This window comes from Lactobacillus apis (genome assembly GCF_002837055.1).
In the GTDB taxonomy this organism is placed as follows: Bacteria; Bacillota; Bacilli; order Lactobacillales; family Lactobacillaceae; genus Lactobacillus; species Lactobacillus apis.
The window spans coordinates 1-26,892 of sequence record NZ_PDKP01000003.1; the positions used below are offsets into that span (position 1 = coordinate 1).

The following is a 26,892-nucleotide window of genomic DNA, read 5'->3' on the forward strand; positions in this document are numbered from 1 at the left end:
ATCTTTATTGATCCTCTTTTTTGTTGCGCTATAGTTTTATTAATTAAATAATATTATAAGATTAGAATGTGGTAAGTCTGCGATTCATAGCTCTTTTTAGGTGTACAATGTAAATGGATACACTTTATCTAAAAGAAGGAGGAAAAGCTCATGGTAGGAATTGTGTTAGCCAGCCATGGCGGTTTTGCCGATGGAATTGCGCAGTCTGCGCAAATGCTATTCGGAGAACAAGACAATTTTGCTCATGTTATTTTGTCGCCTGATGAAGGGCCGGAAGATATTAAGAGCAAGATGGAAGATGCAATTGCCTCATTTGATGATTCGAATGAAGTGTTGTTAATAGTTGATCTTTGGGGTGGGACACCGTTTAATCAAGCAAACGGTTTACTAGAAGATCATGAAAACTGGGCAGTCGTTTCTGGTATGAATTTACCAATGGTTGTTGAAGCTTTAACGCAGAGAATGACCAATCCTGATCATACTGCAAAAGAAATTGCCACTGCTATTATTGAACCTGCTAAGGATGGCATTAAAACTAAACCAACAGATTTAATGCCAAAAACTGAAGCCTCAGTTCAAGGTGGGGCAGGTGTAGCTAAAACTGCAAAATCTATTCCAGAAGGAACAGTAGTTGGTGATGGACACATCAAGTACGTTCTAGCTAGAATTGATTCACGTTTATTGCACGGTCAAGTTGCTACCGGGTGGATACCAGCAATGCATCCTGATCGCGTTATTGTTGTTTCAGACAGTGTTGCAAAAGATGAGATGCGTAAGAGCATGATTCGTGAAGCTGCACCTGCTGGTGTTAAGGCTCATACTGTTCCAATCAAGAAAATGATTGAAATTGCAAATGATCCTCGCTTTGGTAATACTCATGCATTATTGCTGTTTGAAAATCCTGAGGATGTTCTAACAGTTATTAAAGCTGGTATTGACCTTAAGACTATCAACGTGGGTTCAATGTCTTATAAAGTTGGTGATGTTAACGCTAATAACGTCTTGTCAATGAATCAAGACGACGTTGATACTTTCCGCGAACTTGAAAAAATGGGAGTTGAGTTCGATGTACGAAAAGTACCAACTGATAAAGGCGGTAATATGGACGCAATTTTGAATAAGGCACAAAGCTTGTTGGATGAACAAAAGAAATAAAAGAGTAGGAGCAAAAAAATGAACGCTATACAAATGATCTTAGTTGTTCTAGTTGCCTTTCTTGCAGGTATGGAAGGTATCTTGGATCAATGGGAATTTCACCAACCTCTAGTTGCTTGTACACTAATTGGATTGGTTACGGGACATCTAGATTTAGGAATTATCTTAGGTGGTTATTTACAAATGATTGCCCTAGGTTGGGCTAACATTGGTGCCGCAGTTGCACCTGATGCCGCATTAGCCTCAGTAGCTTCAGCTATCATTTTGGTTCAAAGTGGTCAGGGCACCAAAGGAATTGGTATGGCTACAGGTATTGCTATGCCTTTAGCTGTTGCCGGACTATTTTTAACTATGATTGTACGTACTATTTCAACTGGTATTGCGCATATCATGGACGCTGATGCTAAAAAGGGAAATTGGCGCAAAATTAATATGTGGCAATGGGTTGCTGTTTGCTTGCAGGGATTAAGAATTGCTATTCCAGCTGCTTTACTGCTAGCTATTCCAGCATCTACTGTTAGATATTGGTTAGGTTTAATGCCAGCTTGGTTAAGTGATGGTATGTCACTCGGTGGTGCTATGGTCGTAGCCGTTGGTTATGCAATGGTTATTAACATGATGGCTAGCCGTGAAGTTTGGCCATTCTTTGCAATTGGTTTTGCTTTAGCTGCTATCAAGGACCTAACTTTAATTGCATTAGGTGCAATTGGTTTGGCTCTTGCCGTAATGTACTTAGCTCTTGAATCTAAGGGTGGTAATGGCAGCAAGAGTTCAGATAATGAAGGTACCGGCGATCCACTCGGCGATATCATTGACGACTATTAAAGTGATATTTAAGAGGAGGATTTTATTATGGCTGATCAAAAAATCAAATTAAGTAAAGCCGACCGCTTCAACGTGATGTGGCACTCACAATTTTTACAAGCATCATGGAACTACGAAAGAATGCAGAATGGTGGTTTTGCATATTCATTAATTCCTGCATTAAGAAAGCTATACCCAAAAAAGGATGATATGTCTGCAGCACTCGAACGTCACTTAGTTTTCTTCAACGTTCACCCTTACCTAGTTTCACCAATTTTAGGTGTTACGCTTGCTTTGGAAGAAGATAAGGCAAACGGTGCTGAAGTTCAGGACGAAGCTATTCAAGGTGTTAAGGTCGGAATGATGGGACCTTTGGCTGGTGTCGGTGACCCAGTATTTTGGTACACAGTTCGTCCAATCCTTGGTGCTTTGGGAGCATCAATGGCTATCCAAGGTAACCTTTTAGGACCAATTTTGTTCTTTGTACTTTGGAATGTTATCAGAATTGCCTTTATGTGGTACACACAAGAATTTGGCTATAAAGCAGGTTCTGCAATTACTAATGATGTTTCTGGTGGTCTTTTACAAAAGGTTACCCGTGGTGCTTCAATGATGGGTATGTTTGTTCTTGGTTCGCTAATTGAACGTTGGGTAAACATTCAATTCACGCCAATAGTTTCAAAAACACCGCTTCAAAAGGGTGCGTACATTGATTGGAACTCGATTCCTGCTGGGGCAAAGGGAATTCAACAGGCTTTGATCGATCAAAGTAACGGATTATCGCTTACTAAATTCAAGGTAACCACTTTACAAAACAACTTGGATACCTTAATTCCTGGTTTGGCAGGTTTGCTGTTAACTTTCTTATGTATGTGGTTATTGAAGAAGAAAGTTTCACCAATCGTTATTATTATCGCTATCTTTATTGTTGGTGTTCTACTACACGTTTTACACATAATTTAAAAAATGGTTGAATCACAGAATACCAAAGTAGATTTGACGACTGACGCTACGTGGTTTCGGGCAGTTGCTTCATATGGCAACATCATGGTTGGAAATAAGGCAATCGAATTTTATAATGATCGCAATCTTTCTGACTATGTCCAAATACCTTGGAATGAAGTTACTTATGTAGTGGCTGATGTTCATTTCAAAGGAAAGTATATTCCGCGATTTGAAATTAGAACTCGCACTAGTGGAACATTTATTTTTACTACTAAAAATAATAAAAAGACATTACGGGCAATCCGTAACTATGTTCCGGCTGATCATATGAGACAGGCATTGAGTCTATGGCAAAATTTAAAGCAAAGATTTACACGTAATTAAAAAGGCTCCTAAGTAGATATCTACTTAGGAACTTTTTTAATTGGTTTTTAGTAAATGAGTTAATTTTATCCTCAATCCCTAAATAATCATGAATTTTATCATGTAATGAAGTTACTGCTGTTTCAGCACGCTTTTTCTTTTTGCCATATTTTGGCTACAGTGGGTAAGAGAATAAAGATCAAAATAGCTGCAACCATTGATACACGATTATTTGGCAAGATGAGTAATAAAATAATCATCATGATAAAAAACAGTAAGGTTAAATAATCCAAATAGGGAAATCTTGGCATTTTAAAATCACCTAATTTGGCCTCAGGGGTCTGTTTGCGATACGCAATGTGCGTCAGTAGCATTAAGCACCAGATTATAATAAACATGCTGGTAGAAGTAGAAGAAATGAAATTAAAAGCCTGGTTGCCAATTAAGATAATGACAAAGGGTGCAAGAGCCATTAGACAGGCGGATAAAATTAAACCGTTTTGAGGTAATTGTCTTCTTAAATGACCAAAGGTTTTGTTCCACTTGCCCTTTCCATTGAAGGTAACAGAAAAAAGTAATCGTCCCGCACTATACAAAATACTATTGGTTGATGAAACAGCCGCAGAAATCACAACGAAATTAATGATTGAGCCAGCGTTACGAATTCCAGTTGCTGCAAGAGTCTGTACAAAAGGACTGGAACTAGTTGAAACTTTATTCCAAGGAATAACAATTAGAATTGCAACAATTGCTAAAACATAAAATAAAATAATTCGTAATGGAACTTCATTAATTGCTTTCTTAATTGTGACTCTAGGATTTTGTGCTTCGGCTGCCGTCAGGCCAACTAATTCAACACCGACAAAACTAAAAATTACCATTTGAAATCCAGCGAAAAAGCCGGAGCTTCCTTTAGCAAAGAAGCCACCATTATTAGTTAAATTTGCGAAAGTTACTGGTCCAAAACTGGTTTTTCCACCAGTAATGGTCAAATAAGCTACCAAAATGACAAAAGCAAGCACAGTGACAATTTTGATGATTGCAAAACTAAACTCTAGGTTTCCAAATAGGCGAGCAGAAAGTAAATTAATACAAAGCAGGATAGCAATTGTAACCAGACCTGGAATCCAGGTTGCCAAATGTGGGAACCAATATTGAAAGTAGATTCCTAAAGCAGTCATCTCGGCCATACCTAGCGTGACCCAACTAATCCAATACAGGTAACCGGAAATAAAACCAATATTTTTACCTAAATATTTCTGAATAAAATCAATGTAGGTATGCTTAGATAGGTCGGAGACAATTAATTCACCAAGGGCCCGCATCAATAAAAATAAAAAAATACCGACAATCATGTAAATTAAAATGACGCTTGGACCGGCCATTCTAATACTGTTGCCGACACCCAAAAATAAACCCGTGCCAATTGTACCGCCTAGTGCAATTAACTGAATATGGGCATTGGTTAAGGTTCGTTCATAACCAGAACTATTATTTTCGTTTTCGTCATCCATCTAATCACTCCAAATTCTAGATATGTATTTTTATACTACAATAATCGATTATAGCACTAGTTTAACTACCTTGAATTATTAGTATTAAAAAAAGATGAAAGCAGTAGTATCATGGAATAAAATAGATAGGTAAAAGGAGTGTTATGGAAATGTTTACAATTGCTAAGTTTTTGTTTGCTGGCCAAGAAATAGAGTTAGTTTTACCTGAAATAAGGCATGCACAAGCGCTATATGAAATTATTGTTCACGATCGAGTAGAACTGGCACGCTTTTTACCATGGGCTGATAAAATTAACGTAGTTGAAGATGAAATAGATTTTATTAAGCAAATGCGTAGGGAAACCGCAGAGTATAAGAAACTTGCTTTAGTAGTTCTAGTTAACGGCGATGCGGCTGGAATGCTTGACCTCCATAATATTAAATTGAAAAATCAAAGTGCGGAAATAGGCTATTGGTTGGGGCAAGCGTATCAGAAGAAAGGAATTATGACTCAAGCAGTTAAAAAGCTGGTTGAAGTATCCTTTAATCAATTAGGATTGCATCGACTTAGCCTATTGGCTGACCATGAAAACAGGGCTAGTTGCGCAATAGCGGAAAGACTTAATTTTGCCCATATAGCATTATTACCGGATGAAGTAAAATATCATGGTGAGTTTCGAGATATGGAGTTGTATATCTTAATAAACAAAAACAGCTTATAGTAGCTATATACTATAAGCCGTTTTATTACTTGTCTTCGTAGCCATTGGGATGTTTTTGGTGCCACTGCCAAGCACTTTCAATGGCCTCTTCTGCACTTTCATGTTGCGGTTGCCAGTTTAAGACGGATCTTGCCTTGTCAGAATTAGCGATTAAACTGTCGGGATCTCCGGCTCGTCGTGGTCCGATTGTATAAGGAATATCTATTCCGGTAACACTACGAGCTGCTTGTAGAATTTCGAGATTGGAATAGCCATGCGCGGTTCCCAAATTGAAAACATCTGAATGACCAGTTTTCATTAAATATTGAAGCGCTAAGATATGAGCGTCGATTAAGTCGTTTATTTCAACGTAATCGCGCACGTTAGTACCATCCTTAGTATCGTAATCATCACCAAAAATAGTAAATTTTCCGTCTCCAGTAATAGCACTACGTAGAATATTAGGGATTAAGTGCGTCTCAGGTCCGTGATCTTCCCCGTAATTACCGTCTGTTGAAGCTCCTGCGACGTTAAAGTAGCGAAGAGCAACAGACTTAATACCCTCAGATTTATCTGCCCAGTGCATGATTTTTTCCATCATTGCCTTAGTATCACCATAAGGATTGATTGGATCTAGAGGCGAATCTTCTGTAATTGGTAACTTATTGGGAATGCCATAAGTTGCAGCACTTGATGAAAAGACAAGATACTTAACTTGTGCATCTTTCATAGCTTCCAAAAGGGCAATCATACCGGAAACATTATTATCGTAGTATTTAAGTGGCTTTTTAACAGATTCAGGTACCAGTGAGTAGGCAGCAAAGTGCATCACTGCGTCAATTTTTTCTTCACGTAAAATCTGACTGACTAAGAATTTATCTTCGATATCACCTTGATAAAACTTTGCCTTGGGATTAACAGCTTTTCGATGGCCTGTGTAGAGTGCGTCAAGGACAACAACTTCATAGCCTTGTTCAACTAAATGCTTGACGGCAATTGAACCAATGTAGCCGGCCCCGCCAATAACTAATACACGCATAATTTCCTCCATTAGTATTTTTATAGACAGTTAAATTCTAGCATAGTGCAAGAGAGGTTGCTGAAATATTTCTGCTATAATGTTTTATATGGGAAAGTAAAAAGTTAGTCAAAATAGTATGGAAAGAAGTAGTCAAATGATTCATAATGCAACAATTGATCAACAAGTCAATCATCGATCGATTCGTAAATTTAAAGATCAACAATTAACTGAGGAGCAGTTAACGACTTTATACACAGTTTTTCAACATACTGCGACAAGTTTATTTATGCAAAATGCAACTCTTTTACATATTACTGATGAAACTAAACGAGCAAAAATTAGAGAATTGTGTGGGCAAAAATATGTTGGTGCACAAGGAGATCTCTTTATTTTTGTAGTTGATTTATACCGAAATCAACAAATTCGGCGGCAGTTAGGTAAGGATGATGGTCGCCTTCACACTACTGACATCTTCTTCCAGGGGCTGGATGACACACTACTTGCTTGGCAAAATGTGGCTAATGCTGTGGAAAGCATGGTCTTAGGTTACGTGCCACTTGGAACAATTAATGATCATCCGTTGGCGATGTTAGATGTATTGGACTTGCCTAAACTGACTTTTCCAGCTTTAGGGATGCAAGTAGGTATACCTGACCAAGATCCACAATTAAAACCACGTTTGCCACTAGAATTTACTACTTTTGAAAATGATTATCCACGTGATTTTACTGTGGATAATTTGAAAGACTACGATCAAGTTGTCATAACTTATTATGATTTGCGTGATACAAATAAACGAATTGATTCATTTACTAAACAAATTACAGGTGAAAAGTTAAATACAAAGGCAATTGACCGTGATGAGTTACCTGAACTTTTACACAAGCAAGAATTGTGCTTAGACTGGAACTTAAACTAAAACTTGATCTTTGTGGAAAACTTGCCAGTAGCTTGCGTAGTTTACTCTAAATAAGAAAAGTCGTGCATTCAATTGCACGGCTTTTCTTGTTCTGGTATAATTTATACGTTGTAAAAAGCGCTGATTTAGCTCAGTTGGTAGAGCGTTTCCCTCGTAAAGAAAAGGTCGCCAGTTCGATTCTGGCAATCAGCATATTATTATATAATTAAATTTGATAAGTCTTGATTACTTGCGCTTTATGTTAGTAGTCGAGACTTTTTATTTTGAATTTGTGGACAAAAATGGTACACGTTTTATAAAACATGTACCAGATTTTTTAAAAGAATAGAGATTAATTTACATAGTTTTTTGTGTCTATAATATATTGCAATATATATTGCGATATGTAATACATAGTGTAAAATATAGTGTGTTTGAATTAGCTTTATTATTTTTTTTGTGAGTTTTTTTCCATATTATCTAAGGCGTATTCACACGCTTGAATGACAAAACTTGAAAAAGTTACATCTTCACCTTTGATTGCCTGCTCAATTTCTTGAGTAAGGCTTAAAGGAAACCTAATTGTCTTGTTTTCTGTTTCTTTGTGGCTAGATTTCATTTTGAATACCAATATAATCACCTCCTGCAAGTCAATTATATTGTGAGTTCTGTTATAAATATGCATTGCAAAATGCAGTGCTAATTATAATGCAATTGAATGAAGGTATTATCATGGGTGATAATTTCTAAGTTACTTAATGAAGAAGCATTCAGCAAAGCTTAAAGCTGTGATTCAAGAAAGGCGGGATATTGTAAAGTAAAGATGTTATACGTTGAGCTGCCTTTATGCGAACATTTTATGGTGAATCATAATAAATCAAAGTGAAAAAAGTTAATGTTTGAAAAATAAAGGTTTGCTGCATGGTGATACTTAGTTTTTGGTTGATAAGTTTCAGAAACTAAGTACCGTCTTTTTGTAACATGAATAACAAAGCTGCTATAAGGGCAAAAGTATATAATGCAAGTTGATACAGCCTGCAATTACTTTAAGAGCAAGATATCTCTTGATAAAGCAATGTTGCAGGTAGAAATAGTATAAGATAAATTAATATGAGTTAAAACCTTTTAAAGAGTGTATTCAAATCTCTTTGAGAGGTTTTTTCTTGTCTTAAATAGGATAAATAAATTTTGAAGAAAAAATATACAGATTAATCACTGACACGTTTACAATTTGTATCTTGAAATAATGATTTTATAGTACCATATATAGTATTGCAGTGTGATTAGTTTATGATATATTGTGGTTGCTAAGTGATGAGATAGGTCGACCAGGTATGTATTGTTAAAGCAGAGATTGTTTTTACTGCACTAAATTTATAAAGCAACCATACTAATGCTTAGTATATTGACTAGCTAGTCATATTTTTTTATACAATTATAAGTATATACTGTGAAAATGACACACGAATGCACGAATAATAAATAAAGGTGCTGATTTTAAAAGGAGAAGTCTAAACTAATGAAATATAGAAAACTTTTAACAACATTTTTAGTTGCGATTGGATTAATAGCAGGATATCAAACTACAAATGATGTAACTTTAACAGTTACAGCGGCTGAGTCTGAACAGATAACTAAGACAAATAAGCCAAAAGAGATAAAGCTGGCACCCAATAAAACGCAAGCGGCATTTATAAAGCCGTGGTCATATCAAGAGGAAAGAAAACTAAGTTTGTTGGACTTAGATAATTTAGGTCGTGCTCAAGGTAGTCATATTCAAGTAAAACGCTCAGAATTGCCTACTGAACCCCGTGCACCAAGGCTAACTGTTAATCCAAGTGGTTGGCATAATTATAAAATTGAAACCACTAAGAATGGCAAACCATATACTGCCTGGGCTTTTAACAGAGGGCATTTAGTTGGTTACCAATTTTCAGGTTTAAATGATGAAAAGCGTAACTTAATTACAGAGACGGCTTACTTGAATCAAGGATCTACTACTGGTATGGATGATACTAATTCAAAGGCAATGCTCTATTATGAAAATCTTTTACGCAAGTGGATTAACGAGCACCCCCAAAGTAAACTCGACTATGCTGTAATTCCTTTATATTATCAAGATGAATTAGTTGCTCGTAAGGTGCTACTAAGCTTTGTGGGCGTTACACCGGTAAATCGACAAACTAAGATTAAGTTACCTATAAGTGGACTAAAAATGAAGGGTAAAGTAACCCGAGTAATTTTAGATAATGATTCTCCGCTGCTAGACATAGATTATCTTACTGGTGCTGCTACAGTTCTTAATAGTGAAAAATACTTACGGCGTGAAGCTGTTCGACAAGAAAGTTTACGTCGTGTGGAAGAAAGTAACGACACTAATTTTGAAAACTAGAAGTGCTTTTGAAATAGACTTGGAATTCTAATAACTAAATGGTTCATTTAAGTACTGTGCAGTGCCTTGTTAGATATTGGTAGTAAAAATAAAATCCGTAAATTATACCTATGCACATATGCTATAATTTAATTGTATGAGCTTATATCATAATGGAAAAAGGCATTTATGGAACAAGAGAAAGCTTTTTCGGAAAAAGTTATCGACTTTGATAAAGAACTAGGTAAAGTAACGCTTGAGATACCTAAATCATATAAAATAATAAATCCTTATAGTGGTAGAAATAAAAAGCAAGTTTTCCAATTGGTAAAACTGTTCTACGGAAAATATTTTAATGACAATAACAAGCGCCGCCTAATATTAGGCAGTTCACCAGCAAGAAGAGGTTCGGCCATAACTGGAGTTCCCTTTGAAGATGCTCAAAATCTCCAAAAAGAAACAGGAATTTCAATAGAAAATTTTCATGTAAGTAATACGTCTTCTACATTTCTAAATAGAGTCATAGACAAATATGGTGGGAGAACAAAATTTTATAGCGATTTTTACTTAAACTTTGTTTGCCCCTTAGGAATAAGTAAGATTAATTCAAAAGGCAACAGTGTAAATTGCAACTATTATGAAAATAAGCAGGTTGAAAATAAATTACTTACCTTTATAATTTCAGCACTTAAAGTGCAGGTTGAGTTTGGAATTGATACGTCGGTATGTTATTGCATTGGTAGTGGTGAAAATTTTCAGGAGTTGAATAAAATCAATAAAGAATTGAAGTTATTCAAGGAAATCACTCCACTAGAGCATCCACGTTTTATTACACAGTATCATCCTAGGGATGAAGAAGAATATTTGGATAAGTATCTAAGAGCTTTGAAAAGTTAGCAAATATTAACTGGTTGTAAAGAAATGAGGTTAACAATATATGTCTGATGTAATTCTTGAAAAAGCAAGACTAATTTATCAAAAGTATCAGAATGGTGAATTTGGTGATACTAGTCTGCCAGAGGATACTAATCCAGGCCTTGATTCTAGTTCGAATGAAAATGCACTTTATTTCACTTTGCCAATGGCTTTAAATTCTCAAAGAAATTCTTATACTCTGTGGGAAAGTGTCCTAAAAACATATGAAGATTCTGAAACGAATTTTGTCTTTTCACCTAATAAGGTTATAAATGCTGACTATGAAGAAGTGCAGAAAGCCCTAACCAAGTATAGACTTGCACTGCAAAGGAATAAGCAAACCAATATCTGGCTTAAACTGTGTCAGACATTCACTGATTTATCTGATGGTAATATTATCAATTTTGCCAGAAATTTAGATGATGATGTGAATAAAATCAGATACTTTATGCAAAAAGAGGCTAAGAAAAAATTTCCTTATCTGTCTGGAACCAAGCTGTGTAATTATTGGCTGTATGTTCTTAGCAATTACACTGCAATTCCTTTGAAAAACACTAACGATATATACATCGCTGCTGATCGTCATATAATCAGAGCTAGTTACAAATTAGGTTTGATTACTAAAGAACAAATGGAAAGCTCAAAAGTACAAACTTATGTTATTGATGCCTGGGCGAAAGAACTGCAGGGAACTGAATTTGTCCCAACAGACCTGCAAAATCCATTGTGGCTATGGAGCAGAAACGGTTTTAAGAATTTAGAATCCTGACTGATAATAGAAAATAAGGGTAATGTAAGCTAGAAGCCTTCATTACCCTTATTTTTTCTTGTTCTTAACTTGATGAATTATGCATAGTAATCAATAATTGCTTTCAACGTTTTCGCAGCTTCAGGATTGCCAGCGCCTTCTTCATAATATTTACTAAAACGTTCGTCACATATGTACATCTTGGCGAGATTTTTATGTGCCTCTGCAGAATACTGATCTTTTGGCCATAATGTTAGTAAATACTCTTTGTGCAAATCAAACAGGTGTTTAGCAGCAGGTTGCTTGATATCAGTAGTATTAGCCAAATTTTTTAGTTCAGTTAAAATTTCAGCAGATAATTCTTTAAAATGTGAAAATTCATTTTCTGATAGAGAATTGAACTTTTGATTGCTGCGATCTATTTTGGCGTCGCCATACTTTTCTCTAATTTCTGTACCGTATTGCTTTTCGTTATTCTTAATTACCTCTTTTTTTAGTGTGGCAAATTTTTCAGTGTCTGTCATTTGTGTTTCTCCTTTCATTGTTGCAAGTGTCTTGTCCAAATTCTTAATCAAATCATCCAGATATTGTTGCTCTGCAACTAATTTGCTACGCTGACTTCGTAAAACTTGATATTGAATTTCTGGTGAAGTTTGCATAACTTTTTCAATTTGCTCTAGTGGCAGGTCAAATAGCTTTAAGAATAGTATTTTTTGAAGTTGATCAACTTCAGTTTCTTCATAGTAGCGATAATTATTTATGGGGTTTCTGCGCGCTTTTAAAAGTCCCTGTTTATCAAATGCCAGCCAGTTTTGCTAGTTCATTGATAGAATATGACATGGTTAAAAATCTCCTCACTTGCAAAATCAAGTATATTGGTTGACGTAACGTCAAGGTCAAGCACGGAATTAATTTTTATCATTAAAAAACCAGTATTCTGATTAGAATACTGGTTTTTGTTATGGCGTCTAGTTTACTACATTTAGTTTTTCGCCATTTAAAAAGGCCTGAAGATTATCAACGACGATTCCTAAAAGACGATTGCGAGTCTCGCGAGGTGCCCATGCAATATGAGGGGTAATGTAGCAGTTTTTAGCAGAAAGAAGTGGACTATCAGCTGGAATTGGTTCTTTTTGAACGACATCAACTCCGGCAGCAGCGATTTTGCCATCATTTAAAGCATCTGCAACATCTTTTTCACTGATTAATCCGCCACGTGCTGTATTAATCAAGATAACGCCGTCTTTCATTTGACTAATCGCTTTTTGATTTATCATTTCTGTGGTTTCTGGAGTTTGCGGAACGTGTAGGCTAATAATGTCAGATTGTTGGTATAGCTCTTCCAGACTGACTTGTTTTACATAATTAGGTAAATCTGTTTTAGGACGGTGATTATAAAAGATGATGTTCATAGAAAAAGCATGACCAATTTCGGCTACTTTTTTTGCGATACTACCAAATCCAATTAAGCCAAGGGTCTTACCTTGCAGTTCCGTTAATGGTTTAGCCCAAAATGTGAAGTCAGGATTGCTACTCCAGCGGCCATCATGCACAAGTTGATTGTGTAGTCCCACGTGGCTGGTAATTTCAAGTAGTAGGGCAAAAGTAAATTGAGCAACTGCATCAGTGCCGTATGTAGGAATATTGGTTACGGGGATGTTAGCTTTTGTTGCGGCTTCAGTGTCAATTACATTGTAGCCTGTTGCAGTTACACCAATATATTTGAGATTAGGAGCAGTAGAAATCACATGCTCGTCAAGGGGAGTTTTATTGGTCAAAACGATTTCGGCATCACCAATTCGCTTTAAAATTTCATTATCGTCATTTACTGGAGTTCGATCATAAAAGGTACAGTCACCCAATTCTTTGAGAGGTGACCAGTCAAGATCACCAGGATTTAACGCATAGCTATCTAAGTTTACAATTTTCATTTCTCAAACCTCTTTAATTATCAATAATATATATTTTACTATAATCTGCTAAAAACAATCGATTAGTCTAATCGTAAGTCACTTTTTGTATCTACATACTTTTAACTAGTACTGCTAGTGCTGAACAACTTAATTATATTTTTATTTACCAGAAAAAATTTTTTTAGAAAACGCTTGCAAAAGTACATGGTAGTGGTATAGTATATTTTATAAATGGTATATATTAGAAACCAATTTAAAGGGGTGATAATGTGAGAATGCAAGATTATGTTAGATATTCTTCAACAAAATTACATCAAAATTTTCAAAACCGGGAAGATTTAATAAGACCAGTTGCTAAGCTATTTTTCCAAGAAGATTATCAAAGCGTTACATTAGTTGCATCAGGATCTTCATATAATTCAATGCTCATGGTTCAAGATGCATTGCAATATTTTTTTCACTTTCCAGTTTATTTATACACACCGGAGCATGTTTTAGAATACGGACTTACTGGATGCGGAAAGACAATGTTATTTGTAATTTCTCAAAGTGGTTCATCTACCAATATTATTAACTGCTTGAAATATCTAGAAAAGGAAAAAATACCTTCAGTTTCCTTAACTGGCAATGTAGACAGTCAAATGGCTAAGTATTCATATAAAATTTTTGATTATGGTCCTGGTAATGAGTATGTCGACTTTGTTACAACAGGTGTTCAAACTTTAATTGAATATTTCATTCTTCTAGGCTGTGAAATTAGTCATCTAAATCAAGAACAAAAAGATAACTTTTACACCCACTTAGAGGAGACTATTAGTTATCAAAACGAGCTGCTTGATAAAGCTGAAAAGTATATTTCAAAAAATCATTTTAGTTTTGCAATGGAAAGTCCGACTTTCTTTTGTGGTAATGGACCCAATTATGGTGTTGCTAAAGAAGGAGCATTGAAATTTCAAGAAACACTCAAAAGGCCGTCAATGTACTATGAACTGGAAGAATTTTTACATGGTCCTAATATGCAACTGACACCGAATTATACAGTTTTCTTGTTAGACGACAGTAAGAGTAATAAAAATTCACGATTTAACGAGGTTTTTGAAGGCTTAAAAGAAGTGACCCCTAATGTCTTTTTTATAACTGATTCAGAAAATAAAGTTGATGACGATTATAGAGTTTTTAAAGCAAGACAGAATGAAGATTGGATTTTAAGTCCATATTACTCATTACCTGTGATCCAATTAATTGCTGCAAAGATGTCAGATGAACTTGGTACTTGGGACACACACCCGTACTTTACTAAATTTGAAAAGAACATTGAAATTAAAACCAGTGATTATGATCAAGAAATCGATCAAATAAGAAGAAAATGGGAAGCAGAGAATAATAAATAGGAGGTTCAAAATGATAAAAATGGTTCGAGTTGACTATAGGCTGTTACATGGTCAAGTTGCATTTTCATGGACGCAAGCTCTTGGAGCAGATGCTTTATTACTAGTTAGTGATACTGTAAAAAATGATCCATTAAGGATGAAAGCACTACGATTGGCTAAGCCTGCAGGCACAAAAGTTGTTATTAAAACTAGTGATGAAGCGATTCAACAAATTAAAAGCGGTGTAACAGATAAATACAAACTATTTATTATTTGTGAGACATTGCCAATAGCTTCCAAACTAGTTAAAGAAATTGGAGAAAAAGCAATTAATTTGGGAAATATGCCTTTTGCTGAAGATAAAGAACAGGTAACAAAGAGTATTTTTTTAAATAAAGAGGACAAGGAGTTAATAAAAGAGCTGGCAGATCAAGGAGTTGATTTGTTTATTCAAATGGTGCCTAGTGAAAATAAAATTGACGCCAAAAAATTCATATAGGAGGTGTTAGAACTTGATACTTAAAACATTTCTGATTTTTCTTGTAGGATTGCTTGGCTATTCAGAATGGTTACTTGGAACTAGCTATTTACAAAGGCCAATTATTCTCGGACCTTTAGTTGGCTTAGTTCTTGGCGATTTACAAAATGGCATTATTATGGGTGCTACTTTAGAACTAGCAATGATAGGAGCAGTATCAGTAGGAGCCTATGATCCACCAGACTTGGTATCAGGCTCAATTATAGGAATTTCGTTAGCAATTGAAACCCATGCAGCCCCTGCCGCAGCTTTAACTTTAGGAATTCCAATTGCGGCAATTATGCAAGCATTAGGGTTAGCAACAGGTCAACCATTAATGTTGGCATTTATTCATCGCTGTGATAATGCTGCAGAAAAAGGAAATACAAGGGCATTAACTAGAAATATGTTGATAGCAGGTTATATTCAAGATTGGCCGGGAATAGTTTTTATTCCACTAGCTTTTTATTTCGGGTCATCTACCGTTGCTAAGTTATTAAATATCATTCCTGCTTTTATTCAAGAAGGAATGAATGTCGCAGCCGGGTTACTGCCTTTATTAGGCTTTGCAATGTTAGCTCAAATGATGATGAATAAAAAAGTAGTACCATTTTTCTTTTTGGGCTTTTTCCTAGTCGCATATGCCGGAATATCAACTACAGGTGTAGCAATTTTTGCAGTAATTATGGCTGCTATTATGTATGTCTTTTTTGATAATTCTAAAGAAACAGAGAACACCGGAAAAAATGAAGTTGTACAGGAAGGCGATGGATTCGATGAATTTTAATATAAAACCTACATATGACAAAAAAATAAACAAGTCCGACTTAGTAAAGCTGTTTTGGCGAAGTATACCTTATGAGCATTCTTGGAACTATGAGCGTATGGGAAACGTTGGCTTCGCTTGGGCAATAATGCCTATTTTAAAGAAACTATATCCTAAAAAAGAAAATTTTGTCCATGCATTGAAGCGTAATTTGGAACTATACAATATGACTCCCTATATTGTTACTCTTCCATTAGGAATTTCTGTCGCTATGGAAGAAGCTAATGCGACAAATCCTGAATTTGATGAGAGCTCTATTTCAGCCGTAAAGTTAGCTTTGATGGGGCCTTTATCTGGCATTGGTGATTCTTTTTTCTGGGGTACATTAAGAGTTTTGGCAACGGGAATAGGAACAACACTTGCTTTAAAGGGAAGTATATTAGGACCAATTCTATTCTTCTTGGTATTCAATATACCTCATTATATTTTGAGATATTATGGAACATTTTTAGGATATAGCTTAGGTTCTAATGTTATTAACAATGTGGAAAGTTCGGGGGTGATGGATAAGATTACTAAATATGCTTCGATGATTGGAATGATGGTTGTCGGAGCTATGACGCAAGAAATGGTAAATGTAAAGTTTATTACAAAAATTGGAGTAGGTAAGAGTGCATCGACTGTACAGTCACTACTTGATGGAATATTTCCTGGTATTGCTACATTAGCTCTATTTGGAGTGACTTACTGGATGTTGAAGAAGAAACTAAATCCATTAATGATTATGTTGATAATACTACTAGTAAGTATTGCGGCAACGTATTTTAAGATTTTGGGTGCCTAAATAGGCAGAGGAAGGAAAATAAAATGACACTATTAAAGAATTTTGACGTAGAAAAATATCTACAAAACGGTAAAGATGTATACTCACAGAGAACAAATATTGAAAAATTGGCTGATAAGCTTTCTAAAAAAGATTATCAAAATATTGTGATGATAGGTGTTGGGGGAACCTGGATGGAATGGTATCCTGTTGCAGAGTATTTACACCATCTATCTGATTTCCCGGTTTATTTGGAGAATGCTGGCGAGTTATTAGTAAAAAAGGACATAAACTATCTTACTGATAAATCACTTGTTTTAACATCATCTGATTCTGGAGATACTAAGGAAATTCTAGATGCCGTTAAGTATTGTAATCAAAAAGGAATAGATGTTTATGGCTTCACAAAAAATCCAGATTCAGCTTTGGGCAAACTCTTAAAGGAATCAATAAATGGTTCACTAGCTGAATGTGAAAATGCATATTTAATGTACTTTATGCTGGTTTTAAGAATTTACCAAAACTGGGGATATTATAAGGACTACAGTCGCTGGGCAGACCAAATGCAAAACCTGTATCCAAATCTTTTACGTTTTAGAGAAGAATTTGAAGATCGTGCACAAAGAATTGCACGTAAATATCATGATGCGCCACTTACAATGACTGTTGGTTCTGGCATGCTTTGGGGAGAAACATGTATGTTCTCAATGTGTATCTTAGAAGAAATGCAATGGGTGCGCACACGTCCAGTTACTTCAGCAGATTTTTTCCATGGTGCTTTAGAACTAGTGGATGACTCTTTACCAGTATACTTGATTAAAGGTGAAGATGAATATCGTACACTAGATGAGAGAGTTGAGAGGTTTTTACCAAAACATACAGATAATTATGAAGTTTTTGATACTAAAGACTTTGTTTTTGAGGGAATTGATGACGATTTCCGTCAGATTTGTTCTCCAATGATTATTACTTCACTCTTAACTGATCGTCTTGCTTCATGGTATCAACAATACACAGGGCATGACCTTAACTTCCGTCGATACTATCGTCAATTTGATTATTAGAAATATCAAAAAATCGTAAAAGGATAGCCTTTTACGATTTTTACTTTTTGAAAGTAAGTTTAATATGTTTCTTTGTCACCTAGAATCCCTCCCAAAGTGAATTGCAAATGAAGTTCATCAGAGACTAGATAACTTTCGGTGTACTCAACGGCATTATTTTGTTCGTCGTAACCAAGATAAACAATGTAATAAAGTAGGGAACCCTCATCAGTTTTGAGCAGTCTTGCTTCCTTTTTAAGCGCTGGAACAACTTGAATAAACTGAGAAATATGAACCGGACGGTGTTTCTTTGAATCCATATAATCGTACAAACTAACGTTTTTAAAGTCCACATCGAGTGCACCAGAAAATAAGGCAGCCGGCAAATAATTATATTCTATTGCAAATGGATTATCTTCTATTTGACGAATTCGGTGTAAAGCAAAAACTTGATCATTGTTTGTTTGTTCAAGTTTGTCATTAAGGAATGCGTTGCTACTAATTATTTCTTTTCCAATAACTTCATTAGAAAAATGAATGCCATTTTTGGTCAGGAGTTCTGAAATACCTGAGTTTGAGTTTTTATCAGTAAAAGATAAATTGAAATACACATTTTCTTTATCAACATTGGAAGATGTAACGTAGGTTCCGCTACCTTGTTTGCGGTATAGCAAACCTTTTTCGCGTAAGGCATCAATGGCTTTTTTAACTGTCATTCGATTAACGCCATACTGAATAGCTAAATCACGTTCACTAGGTATTTTAGAACCTGGAAGAAATTCTTTACTTAAAATCTTCTTTTCTAATAAATTTTCTATTTGAATGTATAAGGGTGCATGGAAAAGGTCGTTCATTTTTGTGTGTTCCTTATCTATCTATTTGCATTAATAAACTATTTTCCGGAATTTTTTTGGAAATAAAATAAATGTGTGTGTCTTCTATATAAAACAAAGAAGTACGCTCCAAAACTTTGCTATGGGTAGGTAATTCTAAAATTGCAGCCTCTTCATCTGTTATGAAGTCAATAGACAGATTTTGATACTCTTTTAGGTTTTTACCTTTCTTTTCTTGAAGTAGTAATTGCCAAAAGGAAGAATTATTTAATTTTTTCAAATCAACACTCTTGGCTAGTTTTTCAGGGACATACACATAATCAAGTGATAAAACTCTTGAAGAATTATTTTCAATAATAGTTCTTTTATATACTAGTAAACGAATTTTTGTTGCTAAAGGAACTTTAAGCTTCTGAGCAATCTTTTTATTAGCTTCTAAACAAGTGTTCTTAACTATACTGTTATGAACTTTACATACTGACTGCTTGCCAAAAATATCCAGCCAGTCATAGTCTTCTTTAGGGCTATTAATTTCATAACTATTTGAGTTAAGAGAAATGACACGCTTATTCAAAAGTATATCTAATGCTTCTCTGATAGTATTTCTGGATACAGAATACTGCTCAGCAAGTTTTCTTTCTGATGGAATAGAATTTACATATTTTTTTTGCGAAATTTGAAATTCGATATCTTTTGCGATTAATTCGCTCTTGTTGATGATATTGAACATTTTAATAAATCTTCCTTGACAAAATTATTTAACTTAATCTTAGCTTAAGATTACTACGATATCAATTGAGAACTGTACTTATATCTTTGTAAAGCGTTTACATAAAGCTATAATGGTGGTATACTTTTTTTATTAAATGGATTATAAATGGAACCAATTAAAAGGAGGTACAAATGACAAAATTAGTAATAGCCACACATGGATATTTTTCAAAAGGACTAAAAATGTCTGTAGAACTTATTATGGGCAAGCAAGAGAACTTATATGCAATTCCAGCTTATACAACAGAGTGTCTTGACTTTCCTAAGGCTGTAAAAAAGATTATTGAAGAAAATGAAAAAGAAGACATTGTATTTGGGACTGATATAGCTGGAGGAAGTGTAAATAATGATTTACAAAAGATCACAGCTTCTAACGATAAGCTTCACTTAGTTGCTGGAATAAACTTGCCGTTTATATTGCAATTTTTAACGTCTCCAAATCAAGATGTTTCGAAGCTGATTGATGATAGCATTAATGCTTCTAAAGAAGGAATAATCAACTTTGATAATGTAAATACAGAAACTACATCTAATGAAGTGGATGAGTTTGATAGCTTTTAGTTAAGAGTGAACATTATGATAATAAAAACAATTTTAATCTTTTTGATTAACTTTTTAGGATATTCTGAATGGCTTTTGGGAACAAGCTACTTACAGCGACCAATTATTCTGGGGCCACTTGTCGGTCTTGTATTAGGTGACTTACAAGATGGAATTGTAATGGGTGCTACACTGGAATTAGCGATGATTGGAGCAGTTTCAGTTGGTGCATATAATCCCCCAGACCTAATTGCTGGAACAGTATTAGGAATTTCTCTTGCAATAGAGTCCCACGCCAATGCTGCTGCTGCTTTGACTTTGGGAATACCAATTGCTACCGTTATGTTGGCTTTAAACACTGCAATTGGCCAACCGGTAATGTTAATGTTGATTCATCGTTGTGACAAAGATGCTGCTAATGCAGATACGAAGGCATTAACAAGGGATATGTTACTTTCCGGATGGGCACAAAATTGGCCAGGAATTTTGTTTAATCCCTTAGCATTTTACTTCGGTGCTTCTACTGTAGCTAAATTTTTAAATATAATTCCCCAATTTGTTCAGGATGGAATGAATGTTGCAGCGGGATTACTTCCATTACTTGGTTTTGCAATGTTAGCACAAATGATGATGAACAAAAAAGTTGCTGCATTTTTCTTTCTAGGCTTTTTCTTAGTTGCATATAGTGGGATGTCAACAACTGGTGTAGCGATTTTTGCTGTAATCATGGCGGCTATTATGTATGTATTTTTTGATAAAGATTCATCAAAAGCAGCCCCTGCTGTAGAGGAAACTGATGACGGATTTGACGAATTCTAAATTTAATAAATTGAAAAGATAACTAAAGTATTTTAGTTATCTTTTTTATCGCATCAGAATACGGACTTATTTTAATATGATCTGTTCAAGTAAAATTGATTTTGCAACTAATTTGACAGTATTTTTAGATAATTTCCAATTATATAGTTTTACTTTCTAGCAGATATTTTTAGGCTAAACATAAACAAACCTTTGCAGTGAAATAACGCAAATATTCAAAAGCAGCAAGTTTATCAATTAAAATCAGTGTATAGCTTCCATTTGAGTGGTTATCAATTAGTACCACTTTAGGTTCAAACTTGGTTAAGCAGGCTGCATACAATAAGACATCATGGTAGTATAGTTCTAATAAAGCTATTTTATTCAGTTGATTAATTTGGTTCTATATATTAATGCTATATTTGATTAGCGTTTTACTGATGAATTACGTAACATTAGGTACAATTGTTATTATGATTGCTACACCAACAGCGCAGGTATTGCTTTTGTTTCGGAAATTATAGTAGTTGCAGCAATGTCATTTTTGATTGCTTTTCTAGGTGTTCTTAGTCAAAGCAGTATATTTAGTTAATAAGGAGGACTTTAATGTTTAGAGTTGTAGCATATGGTGTGCGAGAAAACGAAGTAGAGTTTTTTAAAAAATTAAATAAATATGATTATGATTTACAACTGGAATCAGAATTATTAACACATGAAAATATTGAAACTGCCAAAGGAGCTGATGCTGTTTTGCTCAGAGCAAATTGTGAGGCGGACGATATTAATTTGGCAAAGCTAAATGAGTGGGGTATCAAGTATGTTTTCACTCGAACAGTTGGCTATAATCATATTGATTTAAAGGCAGCCGCTAAATATGGGATGGAAGTTGCACGAGTTCCTGCATATTCACCATATGCAGTAGCTGAGCTAGCAATGACATTAGGAATGATGCTTTTTCGGCATACGGCTTTGGCAACAAGCATGACTGAACAAGGTAATTTTAGTGTTTCAACTGCAACTTTTTCAGGTGAAGTTCATTCCAGTACTGTTGGAATTGTTGGCACTGGTCGAATTGGTGCCACTGAAGCTCAACTATATAGTGGCATGGGGGCTAAAGTATTGGGCTATGATCCTTATCCTAGTGATTTTGCAAAGCAATATGTTACTTTCGTTAGTCAGGATGAGCTATTAGAGAAGTCTGATATCGTTTCAGTTCACGTTCCTTATTTTCCTGGGCAAAATGATAATTTAATTGATAAGGGATTTCTAGCTAAAATGAAAGAAACCGCTGTTCTTGTTAACACTGCACGTAGTGAATTAGCGGATTATGCTGCAATCATTTCTGCAGTTAAGGCTGGCCATATTGCAGGGTTTGCAAGCGACGTTTTACCAAATGAAGCAGAAATCTTGGGACACGACTTTAAGGGTAAAATTACAGACGAAACAACTAAAGCACTAGTTGATTTATATCCAAGAGTTCTACTAACCCCACATATTGGTTCATATACCAGTCCAGCTTTAACTGACATGATTGCAGTTAGCTATGATAATTTCCATCAAGCTATAGAGACTGGCAAAACAGACAACGACGTTAAATTAGATTAAAGATAATATTTAAACTCCGTATTAATCAAAGATTAGTTGATTGCTATGGAGCTTTTTTGTTAACTAAAATTCAGAAAAAGAGACTTTTTCATAAAAACAAAACTGTTTAAAAATCAATTGAAATAAACCGCTTTCTTTGCTAAGCTTTAAGTGGTATCAACCAGTTAAAGAGAAAGGGAGTGTGTTAATGCAAAAACCACTTTACCGACAGGTCATTCGAGATTTAGAAAACCAGATTAGACAAATGAAGCCTAATGAAAAATTACCCAGTGAACGCCAATTATTAGTAAAGTATAGCGTTAGTCGAAATACGATTAGGCTTGCTTTACAGGATTTGGAAGAACGCGGGCTAATTTACCGTCTCCATGGCAAAGGGACTTTCGTTTCAAGTAACTTTTTAAGTCAACCCAATATCGGCGGGATGTACTCGTTTACTGAAGAACTTAAAAAAATTGGGCAGAAGGCCTCAACGCAAAATCAAAGTTTGTCGCTAATCGTTCCTGACGAACATATTGCCACACAGCTAAATATGGCTTCGACTGAAAAGGCATATAAATTAGTCCGCTTACGATTAGCTAATAATCAGCCACGAATTTTTAGCACATCTTATTTACCAGAAAAATTATTTCCTGGACTTGAACTGTCAGACTTAAATGACAAACCTCTATATGATGTGATGAAGGAAAAGTATGATCAGATAAGTGTGATGGCTTTTGAAGATGTCCAAGCAGTTTGTCTTAACCAAGAAGAAAGTGAAAACTTGGCAGAAAAAGTCGGATCGCCTAGTTTGAAAATTTTCCGAAAAACAATTAATGATAAAAATGTGCCAATTGAATTCACAATTTCGTTAGCGCGAGGCGATAAATTTGTTTATCGGTCAAGACAATATAACGATTTATTTTAATATTTATAACTACTAAGGAAGGTTAAAAAAATGTTTACTAAAACTGATGAAGAATTAACAAAAATGGGTGCAAAGATCACAACACGTGAAATTGAACAACAACCAGAATTATGGCAAGAAACCTGGTCAATATATCAGAATAATAAAGCAAAAATAACTGACTTTTTAAATCAAGTTCAAAATCAATGGGGCAAAGTAAGAGTGATTTTCACAGGTGCAGGAACTAGTGCATACGTAGGAAACATGATAATGCCTTATTTACAAAAGAATGGCGATCGTACTAAGTACAATTTTGAGGCAATTGATACAACCAAAATAGTTTCTACACCAGAAGACTATTTAGAAGAGCAAACTCCAACTATCTTGGTATCATTTGCTCGTAGTGGTAATTCACCTGAATCAGTGGCAACTGTTGAATTAGCTAAAAAACTAGTCAAAAATTTGGCCCAAATTGCAATAACTTGTGCACCTGAGGGACAGTTAGCTCAAGATTTAAAAGATGATGCTAATGGATTAGTACTATTGATGCCAGAGAAATCTCTTGATCAAGGATTTGCGATGACCGGATCATTTTCTTGCATGAGCTTAATGGCACTACTAGTTTTCGATACGTTAGCAGATGATCGTAAGGAAAAAATAATAGGTCAAATTGCACATATGGGTCAAAGTGTTATCGAACGAGAAGATGAAATTCAAACTTTGGTTAACACTGACTTTAACCGTATTGCCTATATTGGAAGTGGATGTTTAGGTGGATTAGCAGAAGAGACACGACTCAAGATTCTAGAGTTAACTGCTGGCGAAGTAGCAGCATTATTTGATACTTCGATGGGCTTACGTCATGGTCCAAAGTCATTTTTAGATAAGAAAACCATTGTTTTTGACTTTGTATCCAACAACACGTACACAAGACAATATGACTTAGACATTTTAAATGAAATTAAAGACGACCAAATTGTTCCATTAGTAATGGCAGTTGGACAAGAAAAAGACGGTCAAAACTTTTCAGGAATGGCATTTACCTTTAGTGATGAAGAGCTGTTACCTGATGCTTACTTGGCACTACCAGATGTAATGTTTGGTCAAACAATCGCCTTATTAACTTCAATTAAAGTTAATAATAAACCTGATACACCATCACCAACAGGTACGGTTAACCGTGTTGTCAAGGGGGTAACAATTCATGAATTCTAGTTTTAGAGAATCATTACTATATAAAATATTTTTATAAGTAAACTTTTTACCAGGAGCATATTGACAAAAAGTGGTTGGTACCTTAATATGAAATTGTGAAAGCGTTTTAATTAATATTTAGATTTCCTTATAAAGATATGGAGGAAGAAATATGAATATTGTGGGGGCAAGAGTCGATGAACGCTTAGTTCATGGTCAAGTTGCTAATCTTTGGACACCAAATTTGCAAGTAGAGCGAATTATTGTACTTGATGAAAAAGCGGCACAGGACGACATTCAAAAAAGCGGTCTAAGGATGGCAACACCAATGACTACAAGATTAAGTGTTTTACCAACTGAAGTAGCTGCTGATCACTTAAAGAAGAATCGTTATGGCAATCAGAGATTGTTTCTTGTTGCAAAAAGGCCAGATAAGTTTCTTGATCTTCTTAATTTAGGAGTTGATCTCAATACAATCAATGTTGGTAATATGTCAAAACAAGATGATACTACTGAGTTAACTAAACAGGTTAACATCAATGCCGATGAAGCTCAGACTTTCAGAGAAATCGCCAATAAGGGCGTTAAGTTGATTGCACAGCTCAATCCTAGTGTTGATGCTCGTGACTTGATGAAGTTAATTGATGAAAAAATGAAGTAGGAGGAAGAAAATGGCTTGGTGGCAAATATTACTGCTTACTTTGTATGCAGGATTAGAAATTTTAGACGAACTACAAGTTTATTCAGCATTGAATACACCAGTTGGTGCCGGCTTAATTGCTGGTATTATCATGGGCGATTTGCCAACGGGATTATTCATTGGTGCTTCAATGCAATTAACCGTTTTAGGAATCGGTACTTTTGGTGGAGCATCAAAGATTGATGCAACGACTGGTACAGTCTTAGCAACAGCCTTTTCTACCACTGTTAAAGGAATGAGCCCACAAACGGCTATTTCTTCAATTGCTGTTCCGGTTGCTGCAATTATGATTGAATTGGATATTTTAGCTAGATTTGCAAATACCTATTTCTCTCACAGAATTGATCACTTAATTGATCAAGATAAGATCAACTATAAAGCAGTTGAACGAAATGTTTTATATGGTGCAATTCCTTGGTCCTTATCTCGTGCAGTCCCAGTCTTTATTGCTTTAGCCTTTGGACGTGGCCTTGTACAAACCATCGCTAATGCACTAAATGGTGATTTATTATGGCTAGGTAATGGATTAGCAGTAGCTGGTGCTACTTTACCAGCTGTTGGTTTTGCAGTTTTATTGCGTTATCTACCAGTTAAAAAGCATGCCGCATACTTGATTTTGGGTTTCACGGTTACCACATTGTTCTCAGTTCTCTTTAGCAGTATTCAAGCTCTTGGAACTGGCCTATCTCAAGTTAATAAAGGCTTTACTTCAATTTTCAATGGCTTACCAATGCTTGCAATTGCAATGCTAGGACTAGCTCTCGCAATTTTGCACTATAAGAGCATCCCACTTACAAAGGGTGCTGCCCAAACTACCGAAAACCAGAGTAACAATGCAAATTCTGATTCTGACGATGAAGGAGAGATTACTGATGACGAACTCTAAACCTAAATATAAATTGACGGATCAAGATTTCAATCAGATTAACCGGAGATCACTCTTTGGCTTTCAACTAGGTTGGAATTATGAAAAAATGCAGAACAGTGGCTATCTTTACACGATTTTGCCACAATTACGTAAAATTTATGGTGATGATACACCTGAATTACGTGAAATGATGAAGACACATATGCAGTTCTTCAATACTTCTAATTTCTTTAATACGATTATCACAGGCTTGGATCTTGCCGTTGAAGAGAATGAAGGAATTGAAGGCAAGGATACTGTAACTGGTATTAAAGTTGGTTTAATGGGCTCATTTGCAGCCATCGGTGACTCGATTTTTGCATCATTAATTCCAACTATCTTTGGTGCCTTGGCAGCTTCAATGGCTACGCAAGGAAATCCAATTGGAGTAATCATTTGGGTCGCTGCATGTTTGTTAATCTGTGTCTTCCGTTGGAAGCAACTTCGCTTTGCCTATGGTAAGGGTGTCTCACTTGTTACTGACATGAGAGATCAACTTAATGCCTTAACCGATTCAGCAACTGTTCTAGGTGTCTTCATGGTTGGCGCATTAGTTGCAACGATGGTTAACATTAAATTTGCTTGGGTACCACAAATTGGTAAGGTAACAATGAATATTCAAAATAATTTGGATATGATTATTCCTAAGCTATTACCGGCTGCGGTTGTGGGCTTTGTATACTGGATGCTCGGTAAGAAGGGCATGACTTCAACTAAAGCAATCTTTATTGTTTTAATACTTTGTGTCATTCTAGGTGGCCTTGGAATTGTTACAAAGATATAATAGAATATAGTGACAGTTACTAAGACATCTT

General features: G+C 35.3%; 29 protein-coding genes, 1 tRNA gene and 1 pseudogene. 23 read left to right on the plus strand and 8 right to left on the minus strand.

What is annotated here, in order from left to right; translation table 11 throughout:
* Nucleotides 1-150 precede the first annotated feature (150 nt).
* Genes CRG87_RS04255 through CRG87_RS04270 form a run of 4 tightly spaced genes read left to right on the plus strand, consistent with a single transcriptional unit; the run spans nt 151 to nt 3,288 of the window.
* Complete coding sequence (locus CRG87_RS04255) at nt 151-1,155, plus strand: mannose/fructose/sorbose PTS transporter subunit IIA (protein ID WP_074426324.1); 1,005 nt, start codon at nt 151-153, stop codon at nt 1,153-1,155.
* 18 nt (nt 1,156-1,173) lie between these two features.
* Nucleotides 1,174-1,980, plus strand: coding sequence for a PTS mannose/fructose/sorbose transporter subunit IIC (locus CRG87_RS04260; RefSeq protein ID WP_074426325.1), 807 nt, complete (start codon nt 1,174-1,176; stop codon nt 1,978-1,980).
* A gap of 27 nt (nt 1,981-2,007) precedes the next feature.
* A complete protein-coding gene (locus CRG87_RS04265) occupies nt 2,008-2,922 on the plus strand; it encodes a PTS system mannose/fructose/sorbose family transporter subunit IID (protein WP_074426326.1) in 915 nt (304 codons plus the stop codon).
* Nucleotides 2,923-2,925: 3 nt separating this feature from the next.
* On the plus strand, nt 2,926-3,288 hold the full coding sequence (locus tag CRG87_RS04270) for a DUF956 family protein (protein WP_074426327.1): 363 nt from the start codon (nt 2,926-2,928) through the stop codon (nt 3,286-3,288).
* Between the two features lie 122 nt (nt 3,289-3,410).
* Here the strand turns inward: CRG87_RS04270 and CRG87_RS04275 are convergent, their stop codons facing one another.
* Nucleotides 3,411-4,781 (minus strand): amino acid permease, encoded by a 1,371-nt coding sequence (locus CRG87_RS04275; RefSeq protein ID WP_074426328.1) that lies wholly within the window; start codon nt 4,779-4,781, stop codon nt 3,411-3,413.
* A 149-nt stretch (nt 4,782-4,930) separates the two neighbouring features.
* On the opposite strand from CRG87_RS04275, the gene CRG87_RS04280 reads away from it, so the two are divergent.
* A complete protein-coding gene (locus CRG87_RS04280; protein WP_074426395.1) occupies nt 4,931-5,482 on the plus strand; it encodes a GNAT family N-acetyltransferase in 552 nt (183 codons plus the stop codon).
* 25 nt (nt 5,483-5,507) lie between these two features.
* Here CRG87_RS04280 and galE read toward each other — a convergent pair whose 3' ends face one another.
* Nucleotides 5,508-6,500, minus strand: coding sequence for a UDP-glucose 4-epimerase GalE (gene galE, locus CRG87_RS04285; protein ID WP_074426329.1), 993 nt, complete (start codon nt 6,498-6,500; stop codon nt 5,508-5,510).
* A 136-nt stretch (nt 6,501-6,636) separates the two neighbouring features.
* Between galE and CRG87_RS04290 the strand changes: the two genes are divergently transcribed.
* A complete protein-coding gene (locus tag CRG87_RS04290) occupies nt 6,637-7,401 on the plus strand; it encodes an NADPH-dependent oxidoreductase (RefSeq protein ID WP_074426330.1) in 765 nt (254 codons plus the stop codon).
* Between the two features lie 119 nt (nt 7,402-7,520).
* Nucleotides 7,521-7,593, plus strand: a tRNA-Thr gene (locus tag CRG87_RS04295).
* Nucleotides 7,594-7,828: 235 nt separating this feature from the next.
* Here CRG87_RS04295 and CRG87_RS04300 read toward each other — a convergent pair.
* A complete protein-coding gene (locus CRG87_RS04300; RefSeq protein WP_074426331.1) occupies nt 7,829-8,011 on the minus strand; it encodes a YlcI/YnfO family protein in 183 nt (60 codons plus the stop codon).
* 888 nt (nt 8,012-8,899) lie between these two features.
* Between CRG87_RS04300 and CRG87_RS04305 the strand changes: the two genes are divergently transcribed.
* The 3 genes from CRG87_RS04305 (at nt 8,900) to CRG87_RS04315 (ending at nt 11,435) form a co-directional block, all read left to right on the plus strand.
* Nucleotides 8,900-9,772, plus strand: a complete 873-nt coding sequence (locus tag CRG87_RS04305; protein ID WP_074426332.1) for a DNA/RNA non-specific endonuclease — start codon at nt 8,900-8,902, stop codon at nt 9,770-9,772.
* A gap of 168 nt (nt 9,773-9,940) precedes the next feature.
* Nucleotides 9,941-10,648, plus strand: coding sequence for a uracil-DNA glycosylase family protein (locus CRG87_RS04310; protein ID WP_074426333.1), 708 nt, complete (start codon nt 9,941-9,943; stop codon nt 10,646-10,648).
* A 40-nt stretch (nt 10,649-10,688) separates the two neighbouring features.
* Nucleotides 10,689-11,435: an HhH-GDP family DNA glycosylase gene (locus CRG87_RS04315; protein ID WP_074426334.1), complete on the plus strand. Its 747-nt coding sequence runs from the start codon at nt 10,689-10,691 to the stop codon at nt 11,433-11,435.
* Nucleotides 11,436-11,512: 77 nt separating this feature from the next.
* Here CRG87_RS04315 and CRG87_RS04320 read toward each other — a convergent pair whose 3' ends face one another.
* From CRG87_RS04320 to CRG87_RS04325, 3 genes and pseudogenes are all read right to left on the minus strand, one after another.
* Entirely contained in the window at nt 11,513-12,073 is a 561-nt protein-coding gene (locus CRG87_RS04320; protein ID WP_229714639.1) for a TipAS antibiotic-recognition domain-containing protein, read from the minus strand.
* Between the two features lie 54 nt (nt 12,074-12,127).
* Nucleotides 12,128-12,220, minus strand: a pseudogene (locus CRG87_RS08240) (MerR family transcriptional regulator); the annotation flags it as partial.
* Nucleotides 12,221-12,382: 162 nt separating this feature from the next.
* Nucleotides 12,383-13,345: a D-2-hydroxyacid dehydrogenase gene (locus tag CRG87_RS04325; RefSeq protein WP_074426335.1), complete on the minus strand. Its 963-nt coding sequence runs from the start codon at nt 13,343-13,345 to the stop codon at nt 12,383-12,385.
* A 257-nt stretch (nt 13,346-13,602) separates the two neighbouring features.
* Here CRG87_RS04325 and CRG87_RS04330 point away from each other — a divergent pair, with 257 nt between their 5' ends.
* The 5 genes from CRG87_RS04330 to CRG87_RS04350 are packed head-to-tail and all read left to right on the plus strand — an operon-like array spanning nt 13,603 to nt 17,867.
* A complete protein-coding gene (locus tag CRG87_RS04330; protein WP_074426336.1) occupies nt 13,603-14,718 on the plus strand; it encodes an SIS domain-containing protein in 1,116 nt (371 codons plus the stop codon).
* Nucleotides 14,719-14,728: 10 nt separating this feature from the next.
* Nucleotides 14,729-15,196 carry a PTS sugar transporter subunit IIB gene (locus CRG87_RS04335; RefSeq protein ID WP_074426337.1) on the plus strand — a complete coding sequence of 156 codons (468 nt, stop codon included), beginning with the start codon at nt 14,729-14,731 and terminating at the stop codon, nt 15,194-15,196.
* A 13-nt stretch (nt 15,197-15,209) separates the two neighbouring features.
* Nucleotides 15,210-16,001, plus strand: a complete 792-nt coding sequence (locus tag CRG87_RS04340; RefSeq protein WP_074426338.1) for a PTS mannose/fructose/sorbose/N-acetylgalactosamine transporter subunit IIC — start codon at nt 15,210-15,212, stop codon at nt 15,999-16,001.
* The gene (locus CRG87_RS04345; protein WP_074426339.1) at nt 15,991-16,824 is read left to right on the plus strand and encodes a PTS system mannose/fructose/sorbose family transporter subunit IID; all 834 of its coding nucleotides are present in this window, start codon (nt 15,991-15,993) and stop codon (nt 16,822-16,824) included. Before CRG87_RS04340 ends, CRG87_RS04345 begins: the two co-directional genes overlap by 11 nt.
* Nucleotides 16,825-16,847: 23 nt before the next feature.
* Nucleotides 16,848-17,867: an SIS domain-containing protein gene (locus CRG87_RS04350; protein ID WP_074426340.1), complete on the plus strand. Its 1,020-nt coding sequence runs from the start codon at nt 16,848-16,850 to the stop codon at nt 17,865-17,867.
* 59 nt (nt 17,868-17,926) lie between these two features.
* Here the strand turns inward: CRG87_RS04350 and CRG87_RS04355 are convergent, their stop codons facing one another.
* Together CRG87_RS04355 and CRG87_RS04360 are read right to left on the minus strand one after the other, a co-directional pair.
* Nucleotides 17,927-18,700, minus strand: a complete 774-nt coding sequence (locus tag CRG87_RS04355; RefSeq protein ID WP_074426341.1) for a GntR family transcriptional regulator — start codon at nt 18,698-18,700, stop codon at nt 17,927-17,929.
* 13 nt (nt 18,701-18,713) lie between these two features.
* Nucleotides 18,714-19,409, minus strand: a complete 696-nt coding sequence (locus CRG87_RS04360) for a GntR family transcriptional regulator (RefSeq protein WP_074426342.1) — start codon at nt 19,407-19,409, stop codon at nt 18,714-18,716.
* 173 nt (nt 19,410-19,582) lie between these two features.
* Here CRG87_RS04360 and CRG87_RS04365 point away from each other — a divergent pair, with 173 nt between their 5' ends.
* The 8 genes from CRG87_RS04365 to CRG87_RS04400 all read left to right on the plus strand — a co-directional run bounded on the left by CRG87_RS04365 (nt 19,583) and on the right by CRG87_RS04400 (nt 26,861).
* A complete protein-coding gene (locus CRG87_RS04365; RefSeq protein ID WP_074426343.1) occupies nt 19,583-20,011 on the plus strand; it encodes a PTS sugar transporter subunit IIA in 429 nt (142 codons plus the stop codon).
* A gap of 15 nt (nt 20,012-20,026) precedes the next feature.
* The gene (locus CRG87_RS04370) at nt 20,027-20,809 is read left to right on the plus strand and encodes a PTS mannose/fructose/sorbose/N-acetylgalactosamine transporter subunit IIC (protein WP_074426344.1); all 783 of its coding nucleotides are present in this window, start codon (nt 20,027-20,029) and stop codon (nt 20,807-20,809) included.
* A gap of 585 nt (nt 20,810-21,394) precedes the next feature.
* Entirely contained in the window at nt 21,395-22,393 is a 999-nt protein-coding gene (locus CRG87_RS04375) for an NAD(P)-dependent oxidoreductase (RefSeq protein ID WP_074426345.1), read from the plus strand.
* Nucleotides 22,394-22,580: 187 nt separating this feature from the next.
* Nucleotides 22,581-23,297, plus strand: a complete 717-nt coding sequence (locus CRG87_RS04380; RefSeq protein WP_074426396.1) for a GntR family transcriptional regulator — start codon at nt 22,581-22,583, stop codon at nt 23,295-23,297.
* 30 nt (nt 23,298-23,327) lie between these two features.
* Nucleotides 23,328-24,491 carry an SIS domain-containing protein gene (locus CRG87_RS04385; protein WP_074426346.1) on the plus strand — a complete coding sequence of 388 codons (1,164 nt, stop codon included), beginning with the start codon at nt 23,328-23,330 and terminating at the stop codon, nt 24,489-24,491.
* Between the two features lie 151 nt (nt 24,492-24,642).
* Nucleotides 24,643-25,131 (plus strand): PTS system mannose/fructose/N-acetylgalactosamine-transporter subunit IIB, encoded by a 489-nt coding sequence (locus tag CRG87_RS04390; RefSeq protein ID WP_074426347.1) that lies wholly within the window; start codon nt 24,643-24,645, stop codon nt 25,129-25,131.
* A 10-nt stretch (nt 25,132-25,141) separates the two neighbouring features.
* Nucleotides 25,142-26,056 carry a PTS mannose/fructose/sorbose/N-acetylgalactosamine transporter subunit IIC gene (locus CRG87_RS04395; protein ID WP_074426348.1) on the plus strand — a complete coding sequence of 305 codons (915 nt, stop codon included), beginning with the start codon at nt 25,142-25,144 and terminating at the stop codon, nt 26,054-26,056.
* Nucleotides 26,043-26,861 carry a PTS system mannose/fructose/sorbose family transporter subunit IID gene (locus tag CRG87_RS04400; RefSeq protein WP_074426349.1) on the plus strand — a complete coding sequence of 273 codons (819 nt, stop codon included), beginning with the start codon at nt 26,043-26,045 and terminating at the stop codon, nt 26,859-26,861. Before CRG87_RS04395 ends, CRG87_RS04400 begins: the two co-directional genes overlap by 14 nt.
* The last annotated feature ends 31 nt before the right edge of the window (nt 26,862-26,892 follow it).

What these genes read in the sequence shown, in the direction of transcription:
- CRG87_RS04255 (WP_074426324.1), top strand. Translation starts at nt 151, where the DNA reads ATGGTAGGAATTGTGTTAGCCAGCCATGGCGGTTTTGCCGATGGAATT.
- CRG87_RS04260 (WP_074426325.1), top strand. Translation starts at nt 1,174, where the DNA reads ATGAACGCTATACAAATGATCTTAGTTGTTCTAGTTGCCTTTCTTGCA.
- CRG87_RS04265 (WP_074426326.1), top strand. Translation starts at nt 2,008, where the DNA reads ATGGCTGATCAAAAAATCAAATTAAGTAAAGCCGACCGCTTCAACGTG.
- CRG87_RS04270 (WP_074426327.1), top strand. Translation starts at nt 2,926, where the DNA reads ATGGTTGAATCACAGAATACCAAAGTAGATTTGACGACTGACGCTACG.
- CRG87_RS04275 (WP_074426328.1), bottom strand. Translation starts at nt 4,781, where the DNA reads ATGGATGACGAAAACGAAAATAATAGTTCTGGTTATGAACGAACCTTA.
- CRG87_RS04280 (WP_074426395.1), top strand. Translation starts at nt 4,931, where the DNA reads ATGTTTACAATTGCTAAGTTTTTGTTTGCTGGCCAAGAAATAGAGTTA.
- galE (WP_074426329.1), bottom strand. Translation starts at nt 6,500, where the DNA reads ATGCGTGTATTAGTTATTGGCGGGGCCGGCTACATTGGTTCAATTGCC.
- CRG87_RS04290 (WP_074426330.1), top strand. Translation starts at nt 6,637, where the DNA reads ATGATTCATAATGCAACAATTGATCAACAAGTCAATCATCGATCGATT.
- CRG87_RS04305 (WP_074426332.1), top strand. Translation starts at nt 8,900, where the DNA reads ATGAAATATAGAAAACTTTTAACAACATTTTTAGTTGCGATTGGATTA.
- CRG87_RS04310 (WP_074426333.1), top strand. Translation starts at nt 9,941, where the DNA reads ATGGAACAAGAGAAAGCTTTTTCGGAAAAAGTTATCGACTTTGATAAA.
- CRG87_RS04315 (WP_074426334.1), top strand. Translation starts at nt 10,689, where the DNA reads ATGTCTGATGTAATTCTTGAAAAAGCAAGACTAATTTATCAAAAGTAT.
- CRG87_RS04320 (WP_229714639.1), bottom strand. Translation starts at nt 12,073, where the DNA reads ATGCAAACTTCACCAGAAATTCAATATCAAGTTTTACGAAGTCAGCGT.
- CRG87_RS04325 (WP_074426335.1), bottom strand. Translation starts at nt 13,345, where the DNA reads ATGAAAATTGTAAACTTAGATAGCTATGCGTTAAATCCTGGTGATCTT.
- CRG87_RS04330 (WP_074426336.1), top strand. Translation starts at nt 13,603, where the DNA reads ATGCAAGATTATGTTAGATATTCTTCAACAAAATTACATCAAAATTTT.
- CRG87_RS04335 (WP_074426337.1), top strand. Translation starts at nt 14,729, where the DNA reads ATGATAAAAATGGTTCGAGTTGACTATAGGCTGTTACATGGTCAAGTT.
- CRG87_RS04345 (WP_074426339.1), top strand. Translation starts at nt 15,991, where the DNA reads ATGAATTTTAATATAAAACCTACATATGACAAAAAAATAAACAAGTCC.
- CRG87_RS04350 (WP_074426340.1), top strand. Translation starts at nt 16,848, where the DNA reads ATGACACTATTAAAGAATTTTGACGTAGAAAAATATCTACAAAACGGT.
- CRG87_RS04355 (WP_074426341.1), bottom strand. Translation starts at nt 18,700, where the DNA reads ATGAACGACCTTTTCCATGCACCCTTATACATTCAAATAGAAAATTTA.
- CRG87_RS04360 (WP_074426342.1), bottom strand. Translation starts at nt 19,409, where the DNA reads ATGTTCAATATCATCAACAAGAGCGAATTAATCGCAAAAGATATCGAA.
- CRG87_RS04365 (WP_074426343.1), top strand. Translation starts at nt 19,583, where the DNA reads ATGACAAAATTAGTAATAGCCACACATGGATATTTTTCAAAAGGACTA.
- CRG87_RS04370 (WP_074426344.1), top strand. Translation starts at nt 20,027, where the DNA reads ATGATAATAAAAACAATTTTAATCTTTTTGATTAACTTTTTAGGATAT.
- CRG87_RS04375 (WP_074426345.1), top strand. Translation starts at nt 21,395, where the DNA reads ATGTTTAGAGTTGTAGCATATGGTGTGCGAGAAAACGAAGTAGAGTTT.
- CRG87_RS04380 (WP_074426396.1), top strand. Translation starts at nt 22,581, where the DNA reads ATGCAAAAACCACTTTACCGACAGGTCATTCGAGATTTAGAAAACCAG.
- CRG87_RS04385 (WP_074426346.1), top strand. Translation starts at nt 23,328, where the DNA reads ATGTTTACTAAAACTGATGAAGAATTAACAAAAATGGGTGCAAAGATC.
- CRG87_RS04390 (WP_074426347.1), top strand. Translation starts at nt 24,643, where the DNA reads ATGAATATTGTGGGGGCAAGAGTCGATGAACGCTTAGTTCATGGTCAA.
- CRG87_RS04395 (WP_074426348.1), top strand. Translation starts at nt 25,142, where the DNA reads ATGGCTTGGTGGCAAATATTACTGCTTACTTTGTATGCAGGATTAGAA.
- CRG87_RS04400 (WP_074426349.1), top strand. Translation starts at nt 26,043, where the DNA reads ATGACGAACTCTAAACCTAAATATAAATTGACGGATCAAGATTTCAAT.